Origin of the sequence: Halobacillus litoralis, from assembly GCF_020171725.1 — a bacterium.
Taxonomy (GTDB): Bacteria; Bacillota; Bacilli; order Bacillales; family Halobacillaceae; genus Halobacillus; species Halobacillus litoralis_F.
Genome location: NZ_JAIVAJ010000006.1, coordinates 22,444 through 35,538, shown reverse-complemented (window position 1 = coordinate 35,538; position 13,095 = coordinate 22,444). Strand labels below are relative to the sequence as shown.

General features: G+C 41.8%; 12 protein-coding genes and 1 riboswitch. Of the genes, 5 read left to right on the top strand and 7 right to left on the bottom strand.

Annotated features, from left to right (window positions below):
- Positions 1–29: 29 nt before the first annotated feature.
- Positions 30–133, top strand: a riboswitch (purine riboswitch).
- Between the two features lie 157 nt (positions 134–290).
- Both LCM20_RS12280 and LCM20_RS12275 read left to right on the top strand, forming a co-directional pair.
- Positions 291–1,157 carry a 5'-methylthioadenosine/S-adenosylhomocysteine nucleosidase gene (locus LCM20_RS12280; protein ID WP_225195768.1) on the top strand — a complete coding sequence of 289 codons (867 nt, stop codon included), beginning with the start codon at positions 291–293 and terminating at the stop codon, positions 1,155–1,157.
- 269 nt (positions 1,158–1,426) lie between these two features.
- On the top strand, positions 1,427–3,196 hold the full coding sequence (locus LCM20_RS12275) for a hypothetical protein (protein WP_225195767.1): 1,770 nt from the start codon (positions 1,427–1,429) through the stop codon (positions 3,194–3,196).
- Between the two features lie 168 nt (positions 3,197–3,364).
- Here LCM20_RS12275 and LCM20_RS12270 read toward each other — a convergent pair whose 3' ends face one another.
- Complete coding sequence (locus LCM20_RS12270) at positions 3,365–3,580, bottom strand: hypothetical protein (protein WP_225195766.1); 216 nt, start codon at positions 3,578–3,580, stop codon at positions 3,365–3,367.
- A gap of 255 nt (positions 3,581–3,835) precedes the next feature.
- Here LCM20_RS12270 and LCM20_RS12265 point away from each other — a divergent pair, with 255 nt between their 5' ends.
- Together LCM20_RS12265 and LCM20_RS12260 are read left to right on the top strand one after the other, a co-directional pair.
- Positions 3,836–4,753, top strand: a complete 918-nt coding sequence (locus LCM20_RS12265) for a hypothetical protein (RefSeq protein WP_225195765.1) — start codon at positions 3,836–3,838, stop codon at positions 4,751–4,753.
- Positions 4,754–4,857: 104 nt separating this feature from the next.
- Positions 4,858–5,001: a hypothetical protein gene (locus tag LCM20_RS12260; RefSeq protein WP_225195764.1), complete on the top strand. Its 144-nt coding sequence runs from the start codon at positions 4,858–4,860 to the stop codon at positions 4,999–5,001.
- Between the two features lie 115 nt (positions 5,002–5,116).
- On the opposite strand, the gene LCM20_RS12255 is transcribed toward LCM20_RS12260, so the two are convergent.
- From LCM20_RS12255 to LCM20_RS12230, 6 genes are all read right to left on the bottom strand, one after another.
- Positions 5,117–6,361 carry a hypothetical protein gene (locus tag LCM20_RS12255; protein WP_225195763.1) on the bottom strand — a complete coding sequence of 415 codons (1,245 nt, stop codon included), beginning with the start codon at positions 6,359–6,361 and terminating at the stop codon, positions 5,117–5,119.
- The gene (locus tag LCM20_RS12250; protein WP_225195762.1) at positions 6,358–7,872 is read right to left on the bottom strand and encodes a hypothetical protein; all 1,515 of its coding nucleotides are present in this window, start codon (positions 7,870–7,872) and stop codon (positions 6,358–6,360) included. Before LCM20_RS12250 ends, LCM20_RS12255 begins: the two co-directional genes overlap by 4 nt.
- Positions 7,873–8,029: 157 nt before the next feature.
- The gene (locus LCM20_RS12245; RefSeq protein ID WP_225195761.1) at positions 8,030–8,893 is read right to left on the bottom strand and encodes a sulfurtransferase; all 864 of its coding nucleotides are present in this window, start codon (positions 8,891–8,893) and stop codon (positions 8,030–8,032) included.
- 468 nt (positions 8,894–9,361) lie between these two features.
- The gene (locus LCM20_RS12240) at positions 9,362–10,567 is read right to left on the bottom strand and encodes an ankyrin repeat domain-containing protein (protein WP_225195760.1); all 1,206 of its coding nucleotides are present in this window, start codon (positions 10,565–10,567) and stop codon (positions 9,362–9,364) included.
- An 89-nt stretch (positions 10,568–10,656) separates the two neighbouring features.
- Positions 10,657–10,938 carry a TcaA NTF2-like domain-containing protein gene (locus LCM20_RS12235; RefSeq protein ID WP_412098002.1) on the bottom strand — a complete coding sequence of 94 codons (282 nt, stop codon included), beginning with the start codon at positions 10,936–10,938 and terminating at the stop codon, positions 10,657–10,659.
- 26 nt (positions 10,939–10,964) lie between these two features.
- Entirely contained in the window at positions 10,965–11,732 is a 768-nt protein-coding gene (locus LCM20_RS12230) for a DUF6998 domain-containing protein (protein WP_225196178.1), read from the bottom strand.
- A gap of 464 nt (positions 11,733–12,196) precedes the next feature.
- On the opposite strand from LCM20_RS12230, the gene LCM20_RS12225 reads away from it, so the two are divergent.
- Positions 12,197–13,060: a DUF1028 domain-containing protein gene (locus LCM20_RS12225; protein ID WP_225195758.1), complete on the top strand. Its 864-nt coding sequence runs from the start codon at positions 12,197–12,199 to the stop codon at positions 13,058–13,060.
- The last annotated feature ends 35 nt before the right edge of the window (positions 13,061–13,095 follow it).

Below are 13,095 nucleotides of genomic sequence, written 5' to 3'. Positions count from 1 at the left end.
CTCTCCTCGTCTCTGCTATAGTATCACCGTACCCAATTACATATCGCACTCGTATATTCTCAGTAATACGGTCTGAGCGTCTCTACCTGGTTCCCACTATAAGAACCAGACTACGAGTTGAAGCCATAAGGATGCACCCACGTGTATCCTCGTTCAGCCTTGCCGCTGAATAAATGCTTTAACTAGTCGTAGTCTAAAAGGTAGAACATCTGCTTTTTAGACTTTTTTTATTACCTAAGAAACAGCGTTCCGATGCGTGAAGGGAAAACCACATCAAAGGAGACGTACACATGAAAAACATTCGCACTCTCACATTCGTACTCATCACACTACTAATCTCTTTGCTTGTCGGGTGTCAAAATTCCACCGACAGCGAAGCATCCGCCGAGGAAAACGAACAACAACCGATTATCATCCAGGGACCTATGCCGATCGAAGCGGAGAACTTCGCTGCTAAACTTGAAAATGTTGAAGAAGAAACGTCAGGAAACTTTTTATTCTATAAAGGATACGTCGAGGATTACCCTGTTATTGTCATGAAAACAGGAAAAGGCATGGAGAACACAGCTGCAGCGACAGCCATTGCAATCGAGAAATTCAACCCCGCTGCCATCATCAACCAAGGAACGTCCGGCGGCCACGATCCCGACCTGCACGTCTATGACATCGTGCTAGGAAAACGAACGGTCAACATCGGATCTCTGAAAACCGGTCACCGTGAAGACGAAGAAGGAATCGCGCCAACAGAATGGATTCCAATGGATCTGATGGCCTCTGAAGGTAGCGCCGGTGAAGATAAAGATGCGGAGAACATTCGCTACTTCGAAGGTGATGAAGGTTTACTGGAAGCAGCCAACGCGGTCAAAGACACGCACGAAGAAGGAAAAGTCGTGGAAGGTACCATCGGTTCTGCGGATGTATGGAACAATGAAGTCGACCGCATCCAATGGTTCCACGAAAACTTCGGTACGTCTGTTGAGGAAATGGAAGGAGCGGCCGGCGCCCAAATCGCCAAAGCTTATGATGTCCCTTACCTCGGCATCCGTACTCTTTCAAACAACAAAGTGAACGGCGGAGAATACACTCCAGAAACCGCTGAAGCCAACCAGGAATACGTCTATGAAGTCGTGAAACAGTATATTTCTACACAGAAGTAATAAAGAGCGCAACTCACGATGAGTTGCGCTTTCCTATTTATTGACCTTACGCTTCAAAGGAGCGATCACCTCATTAAACTCCTCACTACCTCCCGCATGACAGATACTTTATACAGCTCTAAATCAAGCCACTCCAAAACTATATATTCCCAACTAGGTTGATTTTGATTTATTTCTCTTAGTGTTTACAACCTTTCAAAAAAGTTGAAAAATGTCGATATAATTCACATAGTATTTATTTAATTGAAGAAAAAGAGAGGAATCCTATTGTGAGTGAAAGTATATTTATCGCTTCAAAGCAAAACATCCAAAGAGAAATAGTTAAAATTAATATAAGGTTTACACCCTCTTCAATAGAGGCATTGAGTCACTTTTTCTTCATACAACGAAGTAGGAATAGTAAAAAACTGTACTATGCAGAGATTGCCTCGATAATAGAAATTCCCTTTGAAGAAAATCTGGAAGAAATGTTAAGTGAACAATTATGCATAATTGAATTCAACAACGGGATTTTCATATTCCATTTCAAGAATTCTATTCATCAGGAACCTATCAACATCCTTGAAAATGTGTACGCTAAAAGCAATTCAGAAATGATGGGTGATAGGTTCTTTTCAATCTATCATACAATGCATTCAAGTAATTTTTCGTTTTCACTTCCAGTGATTGATGCAAGCGAATTTAATCTCGAAGAAACAGAAGCTACCCAGGAGCATAACATTCGTGAATCACTACTCTATGACAATTCCATCATTCCAGATGTATCAGAAGATAAGAAAATTTATGCCAGAATCGTCAAAGAAGATGAGGTATTCTCTTTAACATTAACGAATAAAAAGATGTTGAATTTTGATTATGAATACCTATTTGAAGAAAAGCATAAAGAAGTGTATCGTCCATATTTCTATGAATTTAGTTTGAGCGAAAGTTCTCAGCAAAGAATAGCATATGGAGATTACGATGAGGATAAGTTATACGAAATAAATTTAATTAGCTTAAGAAATATACAAGCAAAAAACCCAGAAGAATTATTAGAAGGGGTCCTACTATTCAGTGCATCGCCAATTAAACAAATACCAGCTTATGTAGAAATTAAAGGAGAAAATAAAGAAGAGAGTGTGAGTAAAAAGTCGGATTTGATAAGAGATTTCTTTAAGCAAACTCACTATACTATTCAAGATAAAAAGAAAATTGAAGATGGTTTCATGCAAAAAATCTCTTTATCAAATCAGCATAACCTTACATATGAAGTCGAAATTTTTAATGTGGGGCAGGGAAATTGGATTCATATTAATATCTTTGACAAGAAAAAATTTATTTCAAGGCTAGTATTTGATATAGGGATTGGAAACGGAAAGGGTGGTCACTCAGACAAAAAATTAAGATCATTGATTACAATGAATGCGGCCAATGATATTGATGAGAAAAGTACCTTTGTATTATCACACTGGGATTCCGACCATATTCAAGGAGTGGTTGAATTACAAACAAAGCAATTTTTCACTACATGGATAGTACCAGCTTTACCTGACAAACCTAAGAATGGTGCACTGCGATTAGCAGCCTTTCTAAAAGTTGATTCAAATATTGAAGATTATTTCATTGATCATCGCTTGAACGGTCAACTTATATTTGATAACTCATATATCAAGCTCGGAAAGGGTCAAGGACATGGTCCATCAACTAAAGTCTCTTATACAAAAGAAAATAACTCAGGTCTAATTCTAGCTATTAAAAAAGCCAATAAACAAATGCTATTCCCTGGAGACTGTGAATACATAGAACTCCCAGCATGTTTCACCCACCAAGAATATGAAGCACTAATCGTTTCGCATCATGGAGCCAGCATAAAACAATCCAGTTTGAATTCACTTGGATTCATTAGTCCTAGCACCAAGAAAAATGCAGTGGTGTGTGTAGGGAAAAACACTTCTTATCCAAAGGAATGTCACAAAGATAGTATAGTAAACTTGGGTTATGAGCTGCACGAAACCCGAGATTATAAAACTGCAAATCAACCATGTTTGCTTAAACTTTAAATATTAATAAAAGTTACTTTTCAGTAGATATTGTTTTGAACGGGTACAATAATGAGGTGCTCAATCCATTGACAAGAGGAGGATTAAATTCTAACCTAAAGTCGTGAAACAGTATATTTCTACACAAAAATAATAAAAGAGCGCAACTCACGATGAGTTGCGCTTTCCCTATGCTTTCAAATCAAACCCGTATAAATAAGCGACCAATTGATCAAATTCTTCATCAGAGGAGCATTCAATCTGCAGATCGATCATCGTCATCACAATCTCCTGATCCTCAAAAGCGAAATGGCTGTTATCCACGTTGCTGATGATGTCCCTGTTGGAAAGCCCTTTTGCCCATAATGCATCAACTGCCTGTTTCATCGAAGATACTTCTGCCATACTCATTCCTCCTCAATTTCCTTATGTATGATGATTACGCCATTTAGACGACAAATTCCTGCTTTGCATAGAAGAGTTTTTATCAACTACTATTCTTTACTTAGTCATGCTCGAGTACACGTGCACTGAGAATTTCGAACAAATACTATATTTTTGAATGATTCGCAAGGAATTAAAAAAGAATCTATGGTTCCTCGAATTTTTATAGACAAGAAATTAGAATAACAGCAAGACAGATGTTTGGAGGAAACCGAAATGACAAATAATAATCAAGTACTAGCTTCAGAAATTTATAACGAAATTACAGACGAAATGGACCTTGAATCCATTTCACCTGACAAAGCCTCAATAGAAAGACTTCTAAGAAAGAAGTTCAATTATTTGATGAAGAATATTCTATTAAGATCAGAGGACGATTATAAAAAAAGGAACAAGAATTATGTCAAAAGCGCGGAAAAGCACTTAGTAAAGTACTTGTTAAAATCTTCTCTTTCGGAAACCTCAGAGATCGGTAGGTGGTTTAATCTAAGGTTGGATCTATCAAATTCAGATCGAACAGTAGAGCTATATGACATTATCTCAAACAACCTAACAAACCTTTTACGAGAAGGTCTGACTGACGAAGTCACATTTGATGAGTGGATGTCTACTATTAAAACCTCAATTGATTACAATAATGCAAAAAGTGTAGTGGATCTAAAAAATGACTTGGATGCTTTACGAGCTGCTGCAAAACCACTCAACCACGAAATTGGTTTAGGTGACATTTACTGGAGCAATCAAGAGGGAAGTCGTGGATATGGGATCAAAAATCAAAAAATAAGTTCAAGTAGTCTTCATGATTTCACTCTAAATGAAATTGCTGAGCGTGTTTACACAGAGAGTGAGTATTATGCTGTTCTTGAGTCCTTACTATCAAAATTCAAAAATCATGCTCATTATAACTCTTATAAGACCATTTTAGATCTCGCAATAATGAAACGTAATTATGAGTCCATTGTTGAGCCTGAAGGCAACTCTAATATTGATGATTTGGCTGATTTCAATTCAGATTATTCTCAGATGCATGCAAAAATATATGAGTATCTTCGTAATAACCCCGAAACTCATCGAAAAATTGAAGTCGAAGCGGAGACCGATAATTTATTAGATTTTTTTGCTTCCAAAGAATAAGCTGACTAGAAATGAATGTATTTATATAACTAAATACCAAAATAAGGATCAGGACCCTGTTAGATTTACAATAAAAATATTGAAGAATAGGAGCGTGCAATAAGATGGCAAATAATATAGATGCCTACTGTAATTACTGTGAAGAACAAACTTTCCATTTCGCTGATGTGGATGGTTGGTATTGTGATGAATGCGATAAAGAAAACAAAGGTATTTTTGCTACCCCATATCCTGTTCAAGACTATTGAATAAGGAATGTAACAATAATCACCTCTTAGGTACCATATAGTTTCTTTATCAGATGGATTTAAGCGGGGTACTTTGGTTTTAAAAAGTACCCCGCTTAAAATAAACTGAGCATACTTAATTCAGGGATAACCTCGCCTGCTGCTCAAGATGATTCATTCGTTCTGTATGGCAACTGTTGTACGCTTGAATATTGGCTTGTTTTTCTTTGTGCTTACTGAAAAGCTTGAAGCCTGACCATAACATCCTGCCTACGACAAGAAGTCCGGTTGGATCAGGGATAAGCGCGTCCGCTGCAAGGTCGCCGAGCATACCAAGACCGAATTCGAAAGCCACCCCTAGGGCTGTGAAGCCGATAAGTTCTGCAGTAGCCTCGAGCATCTTCGCTTTGAATTGGTTTTTCGCCTCTTCAGACAAACCAGGCTGATTTCGTTTTGCCCAATAATCCTTTGCGGCGAAGATAAAGCTTACGGCAAAGAAAGAAGCATTAACGGCCAGAATATCTGTCAAAAAGGATGCAGATGTTTCGGCAAGGAATCCAGCAGATAATGACGAAACAGCTTCACTCGTCATCCATACTCCTGCTGCAATCATACTGCCTTTTGCCAAGTCAGGAAGCAACCCTTCCGCTAAGTCCCTTTTCTTCATACTCCAAGGTCTCGCGTCTTTTTTCAATTCATGTAATCGAATCAATTGCGAAATTGTCATGCTCGCTATAACGGAGGTTGTGACAGTAGCGGCTGCGAATTCAAACGAATCCATCGTCAGCACATCTTCGTTATGCGCAATGGTCATATCGTACTTCTGATCATTGGATAGAGCGGCCTCCATATAGAGTGGGTCTGTTGGGTTATGGGTATCGCCACCATGCAAGTGCTCACGATGCCCCTCCTCCGTTGCAAACATAATGTTGCTTGAGTCCGCTGCAAGTTCTGTGTTGTTTGGGTTTTCCCTGACCGTCTGTAAATGGTGCCCCTCCATTCCTTCGATTGGGGCTTTATCGCCTGGCTGCCAGTCTCTCATCAGGTCCTGTTCGTTTTCACTGAAATATACGATGTTGCCCTCATCATTAGTGTACTGAAAAACTTGGTCCGGAGCATTCACATCCTCCGAAGCCCAAAAGCTGTTCATCTCCCAGGCATGTTCCACCCCTTCTGAACGGGCATAGTCTATACTGACATCAGGGTTTATCTCCTGGCTTTGACTCATCGTACGGTATGCTTCATCCATATCTTGCTCGTAGGCTGCGAATAATTCGTCACCCGGCTGAACAAAATGCTCGTCAATGACGTATGTTGCGGCAACTGCTGAACTCCCAGCCGTGTACATACCCCGGTTTCTTCGGTATCGGTAGTTGCTCATACGGCACCCAATGCTGTCTTGTCGGCCTGAAGGACGATTTTCGTCATACGCGGCTTAAAGGATGCTGTAGCGACTTTGAAGATATCATGATAGATGCTCTGATAATAGATTTGAGATTCTGATGTCAGTAGAGACGTATCAATTTCTGCCAGACTATTCGCAAAAGCTCTGACATTTCGATCAGCGGATTGTTCATATTCACTCAAGCTATTAAAGGAAGTATGTACATCTCTCAGGACACTGATCGCCCACTTGTTGTAGGATATCCGTCGAGGGTCTTCCGTTGAAGAAAGCTTTGTCATCAGCTTGGATGCAAGACTGTCATATCGTTTTTGTTCTTCAGGATAATGCTGCAAAACATTGTGCTGAACTTGCTGATCGATTCGCTCAAGCTCCGCCTTAATCACATCAATATCTTCCTCTGCATCAAGCATCGACTCCATGGTCTCGATCTTATTCTCGAAATCTTGCAAGAAGAGTTCTCTTGCCCGCTCCGCATACTGAACACGTAATGCGCTCAGGGCCTTATAATCTTCAAATGCATACTTCCACAATTGAGGCTGACACCATGTTAGATGATCATGAGTGAACTTCATCAGTCTCTCCATCATCATTTTTTGGTCGGCTGGCTTTTGCTCCCTCAGCCTATTCACCATTGTTTCACGGTAGATCTTAAAGAGAGGACGGCTTCCCGGCAATTGGATGAGTGCTGATTCAAGCAGTTTAAGTGCATGAACTGTGTTTTCCTTTTTCTCCACTTCCGCTATCCATGTCTCTTCGGTCACGTTTGCATTCTCTTTTTCTGGTGATGGATCAGATAATGGCGTCGTTGCCGAACCTCTGCTGCCCACCAAATATAAGATTTCTTCAGATCCAGATCGAAATTCCTTCGTCAACTCTTTTTGTACACTCACAAGCTGATTCGTAACTCCTGCAAGCGAATCCTTATGCGCCGTTAAAAGTTCAGTGGTTTGTTCACCTATGTGAGTCGAGTTGTTCTGCTGAGATTGGATGATGATTTCACGAAGCTTTAATGTGTGACCATCCATTAAAGCAGTCAGCTTATCCTCTGTAGAGCTGGACGCTTCTTCCATGGATTTCTGAAGCTCTTCCTCCATTTTATTCACACGATCGAACTGTACTTCCGCATTCTTATCACTCTTTTTGATTTCACTTATGATATGGCTCTGCATGGCGTCAGAGTGTGAGGTCATGCTTCCACGAAGGTCCTCAAACCTTTCCGCTGTAGCCGCTGCCACTCTCTTCTCCATTGCCGCAAGCTGATTATAGTGGGCGGTTCGTTCCTTCGAAGCCGCTCCAGCTTCCTTTTCCACTTGTTGCTGCACCTCTTGAATGGACTGATTGGTTTGTTCAGATAACGTTAAGTATGTACTTTCTAATTTTGTTTCCATGTTTCCCATTGATTGCGTCAGCTGTTCTTTCAACTGCCTATTCATCCGGTAAAAGAAGACCGAAATGACGACCAGCATGACAATAATTGCAATATTCATTGAACCTTCCCCTTCTTTTGTAGTATAAATGCCACGAAGGCACATAATCCTTTTATACTATAAAAGACCGTTCACAACAAACATTTTTTTGTATTAAAGGAATTTGATAGAACTCAAAGAACCCCCCTTTTCATCCAAAGGGGGTTCTTTATGTTCATCACTTCTCGATTTCCGTATCAGGATCCGACGCCCATTCCGCCATCGATCCATCATACACCGCCACATTATCATGTCCCAACTTCCTAAGCAGCACCGCATTCCAAGTCGCCGCAATCCCACCACCGCAGTAGGTGATGATTTTCTTATCCTTGTCGAGCGCACCAGCCTTTTCAAACGCATCTTTCAACTGCTCATCATCCAGCAGCTCCTTCGTTTGATGGTCAGAGTGGGCGACAAACGGGATGTTGCAGCTCGTCGGGATCCGGCCGTTGTTGAAGTCCTGCTCGGTCAGGCTGTTCACAAGCAAGGTGTTCTCATCTCCGATGGCTTGCTCTACTTCCTCTTTGCTGACAAAAAGATCATCTTGACGCTCGCCGCTGAAGGTGGAGGCCGGATACGTCTCCACGCCTGACGCCAGTGCTTTTCCTTCTTCCTTCCACTTGGCGAGCCCGCCGTCCAAAATGGCGATGTTGTCGTAGCCTTCATACAACAGCTGCCAAGCGAAGCGTGAAGCCCAGTCCGAGGCGATAAAGTCGGCACCCACGACCGCGTAACCTTGATCGTAAATCACCGTATAGGTGTCCTCGTCCCCAATCCCGAGCGCTTCAATTTTTTCAACAAAACGTTCTCGTGATGGTTTCGTGAACCCTAAGCCGGAATCCGGATCGGAAAAGTCGTTCATCAAATCAGCAAAAACGGCAGAGGGAATGTGGTTTTCCTTATACGTCTCTTCACCGGACCAGATCTCGGGCCCGTCTGGCGTGGGCTTGAGATAGGTGGTGGCATCTACAATCCGAAGCTTCGGATCATCCAGTCTTTCTTCGAGCCAGTCAGTCGATACGAATAATGGGGGTTGCTGCATGAGATCGCCTTCTTTCTTTTTGACTAGTGTATCACTTGTTTTCGGAATTGTAGAAAAATGAGCTCATCACTGTTCCATTACTCACCTGAGGGGTGAAGATGGTTGAGCGTGTTATCTGGGGGCGTTTGAGTGATCAGGAACTCTTTCCCTATTTAAAAGCTGCTTTTTTGGGGGCCTCTTTTTATTGGGACAGACAAAAGGGCAAATACTGAGACCTTGTCCCAATAATTTGTTTGTAGGACTCATATACGCCCGGGTATGGTACTGCTTGTCCCATAAACCAGTTATCGGGACACCCATTCTTCTGGAGCCACCATTGACAGTCCCATAAATCGTTTATCAGGACAGGCACGTCAACAATTGGACCGTTCATAGTCCCAATCGAAAGTTATTGGGACAGGCAGCTCGCTTTTCCCTCGATGACTGTCCCGATACTAGAAACACCCCTCACGCCCGGCTTGAAAGGTGTCATCTAGACCTGGAGCTGTAACGTTCCTCTATACGCTCAATATCATACTCCCACTCTTCAATAGCGTCCGCGTATTTCTTCGGCCCATTCGTTTGAGCTTTAAACCTTTTGATGAACGAACTCAATTTATCTATGACTTCTTGAGGTGAATGGCTTCTAAGTACATCATTCTGGAGGACCTCCCACCTCTTTTTTCTACTCAAACGGGCACTGTATCCATTTTCGCTTAGAAAAGAGGATGGCTTATACTCATAGACAGAGGAGGCTGCATTATTATTTTCTTTCACGTCTGTTGATGGAACTGTAAGGGTTGGCATAAGCTCTTCGAAATAGACAACAACTTCTACAAAATCATGCTCCATTGCAATGTCCAATGTCGTCTGTCCACGATGGTTTCTAATGTCCACACGCGCACCCTGGTCTACGAGTTTCTTAACAAACTCCAGCATGGCATCAGCACCGCCTTCTATGTAATTCCAAAACTTACAGGCATGCATCAATGTCGTATCACCCGCTTCGTCCTGAATGTTGCTGTCAGCACCTCGTTCTACCAACGTGTTGCTAATCTTCGAGAAAAAGTTATCTCCGTCCAGCTCAACACTCAATACAGCATGCATGAGAGGTGTCCTTCCCCGTTTATCCTGAAGATTTAAATCTAATCCTTTGTAAATCAGATACTGAAGCAGTTCTTGATCACGGCCAGCGGATGCGACATGATGCAAGAGCGACCATCCGTCCTCGTCAATCGACTGGGTTGCCTTCGTCTCGTGAATAAGAAATATAGCGACATCACGGTTATTCATTTCAATCGCTTGAATCAAAGGAGAAAAGACTCCCTCACCGATGACTGCACCCTCATCAAGCAGAATTTTTACTACTAAAATATCGCATGAAGAAGTTGCCCGATATAAAGCGTTCGTCAAGTCCTTCTTGGTAAAAGGAATATCATGGACCATGTTCATTAACAGAGCATGCTGATTCATCAAAGCCGCACTTTCTAGGAAAGTAATCTGCTTCTCTTTGCTGCATAAACAATGATACTCTTTTTCTAATAACCACTGTGCCACGTTCGGTGATTCATAATGAAGCGAAAGAAGAAAGGGGTCCTCTTTCAACTCTCCCTTGAGGATCTGACCCAAATGAGTCTCCACGATTTGTGCTACCTCGTTCACATGATCTTGTTGTATCTGCCTTCGTAAATTCATTTTCCATCATCCTTACTTCTTTTTAAATCAACAAAAGAGAGGCTGTCATACAAAAGCCTCCCACACACACTTATGAAACGACCTCTTCTTTACAAATCACTGCGATTCGTGTCATCGATTTCAATCTGATAAATCCTATTTCTGTCATCTTCCTGACTGATGATATAGAACTTTTCACAATCATAGAAAACCTCTTTGCCTTCATGATTGGTGAAAATGAACATCTCGTTCGTCTTCACCCGGTACTGTCCCCCGACAATCATCGTCACCGATTCAATCGAAATCTCTGTAAAGTTGTAGTGGAGCCCTTCATCCTTAAACCCACTTATACTCTTGGAGGCTTCCACCGCTTCACTACCTGTTAATCGAATAGTTTTGCACGAAACAATCGACTTACTTAAAAATCAATTCTATTTGCCTTCTTCAAAGAACTTATGTCCACTTCATACTTGTTGCCGTAAGTTCTTAATGCAGGGAGCTCTTCTTTCGGTCCATAAAATAAAACGTTAAGATCATCACCTTTGAATTGAGCCACAAAAATATCATCGAACTCATGAAACGTGCTTTTGTTAATTGTGATAAAACTATAATCTTGGGCTGTTGTTTTGACACTTATTCTTCTACCGTCTTTGGTCACATCAAATCCGTGTTGATTGGTCACTTTCGCTAGATCCCCACCCGTATACAGCACACAATAAAACTCACCTAGACGACCGATAAGATGCCTGAGTTCCGTAGCCTTGCACCCAAGCACATTCATCTCGAAACGCAATATTTCCAAATACTCTTCGAACAACCTGCTGATCTGTGAGATCCCGACAAGGCCTGGTTCATTTGTATCTTCCCCTTGATGCAAAAGGAGTTCTCCCTTATTCCACTCCCCTACAAGAGATTCATAATCTGAACCTTTTGGCTTGTGAAAAACAAATCCTGTATAAGGATATCGCTCTCCTATGTATTTATATTGACTTCGACTTATGTAAACGAATAGATGTTTAGTAAAAGCAATCCCGTCGTTGTAACGGTTATAACAATAATCGGACAGCACAATACTACTTGGGTTGGTATCGAACTTGTTGATGACCCTGTCTTTTATTTCTTGGGATGACAGGGTTTCCCCTTTTCTATCTTCCAATACATCAATCAGCTGCTCATAGATCGTCATTGTTTTTCCCACCGAAAACACCTTCCTGTTTATCTTTCTTTAAATTCTATAAAAAAACAAATAAGCCATTATTATTATCGGTACATTTTTGCATAAGTATAATGAGAATATCAATCAAGACAGACAAGGAAGATAAATAGAGTTTGTAGTCCCATAAATCTCTTATCGGGACTCATATTACCTGCCTGCCAACACTTTTTGTCCCATAAATCTTTTATTGGGACAAGCATACCCTGCGAGCCACTTCCGTCAGTTCCATAAATCGTTTAATGAGACACACAAGTCAATAATTCATCTGTTCCTTGTCCCGATCCTCTTTTATCGAGACAGCCTCCTGCCCTCCCCTTCACCTTCTGTCCCAATTCTATTAACCCCCCTCCTTCCCCCCCTTCATCCAAACATCTATTTTTGCAAGCAGGAAAGATTGTCGAATAGTCGAATACTACAAAGAGGAGGAGATACTCATGAACCATACACCAATTATCGCAACCTATTCCATTGTAGCCTGCGATCCACAAACCGGAGAAATCGGCGTTGGCGTCCAGTCGAAGTTTTTAGCCGTAGGATCTGTTGTACCTTGGGCAAAAGCAGGCGTTGGAGCTGTTGCCACGCAGGCATTTGCCAATCCTACATACGGACCTGAAGGGCTTCGCTTACTGGAAGAAGGAAAATCGGTCGAGGAAGTGGCAGACTTATTGACTTCAAAGGACGAGCAGGCCGAGGAGCGGCAGTTCGGAATCGTCGATGCAAAGGGACAAGCCGTTTCTTTTACCGGTCAAGACTGTTTCGACTGGGCTGGCGGGCAGACAGGTAAGCACTATGTAGCACAAGGCAATATTTTAGTCAGTGAAGAGACCGTTAAACATATGGGAATGGCATTCGAAGAAACGAAAGGAACTTTGGCAGAGAGACTCCTGGCTGGACTGAAAGCCGCACAGGAAGCCGGTGGAGACCGACGCGGAAAGCAATCTGCTGCCCTTTATGTGGTAAAAGAAAAAGGTGGTTATGGCGGATTAAGTGATACGCTGGTCGATTTGCGAGTAGATGAGCATGCTGAACCTATAAAAGAGCTTGAACGGCTGTTGGATCTTCATTCCCTCTACTTTGGTGAAACAAAAGCAGAGGATATTATTCAAATGGAAGAGGTCCAGGATGAGGTCGTTGAACATTTGATTCGCCTTGGATACCTTGACCATAAACCTTCCACGGAACAAGAGTTGATGGATACGTTTACGACGTATCTTTACACTGAAAACTTTGAGGGTCGAGAGCAGAAGCAAGGATTGCTTGACCTAAAAGTATTGGAATATTTGAAACAGCAATCATAGAAGTGACAGGACGAACTCTTCTAACCCGTAAAGTA

Excerpts from the sequence above, each read along its gene's own strand:
- LCM20_RS12245 (WP_225195761.1), bottom strand. The coding sequence starts at position 8,893 with ATGCAGCAACCCCCATTATTCGTATCGACTGACTGGCTCGAAGAAAGA.
- LCM20_RS12250 (WP_225195762.1), bottom strand. The coding sequence starts at position 7,872 with ATGAATATTGCAATTATTGTCATGCTGGTCGTCATTTCGGTCTTCTTT.
- LCM20_RS12225 (WP_225195758.1), top strand. The coding sequence starts at position 12,197 with ATGAACCATACACCAATTATCGCAACCTATTCCATTGTAGCCTGCGAT.
- LCM20_RS12270 (WP_225195766.1), bottom strand. The coding sequence starts at position 3,580 with ATGGCAGAAGTATCTTCGATGAAACAGGCAGTTGATGCATTATGGGCA.
- LCM20_RS12255 (WP_225195763.1), bottom strand. The coding sequence starts at position 6,361 with ATGAGCAACTACCGATACCGAAGAAACCGGGGTATGTACACGGCTGGG.
- LCM20_RS12260 (WP_225195764.1), top strand. The coding sequence starts at position 4,858 with ATGGCAAATAATATAGATGCCTACTGTAATTACTGTGAAGAACAAACT.
- LCM20_RS12265 (WP_225195765.1), top strand. The coding sequence starts at position 3,836 with ATGACAAATAATAATCAAGTACTAGCTTCAGAAATTTATAACGAAATT.
- LCM20_RS12240 (WP_225195760.1), bottom strand. The coding sequence starts at position 10,567 with ATGAATTTACGAAGGCAGATACAACAAGATCATGTGAACGAGGTAGCA.
- LCM20_RS12230 (WP_225196178.1), bottom strand. The coding sequence starts at position 11,732 with ATGACGATCTATGAGCAGCTGATTGATGTATTGGAAGATAGAAAAGGG.
- LCM20_RS12280 (WP_225195768.1), top strand. The coding sequence starts at position 291 with ATGAAAAACATTCGCACTCTCACATTCGTACTCATCACACTACTAATC.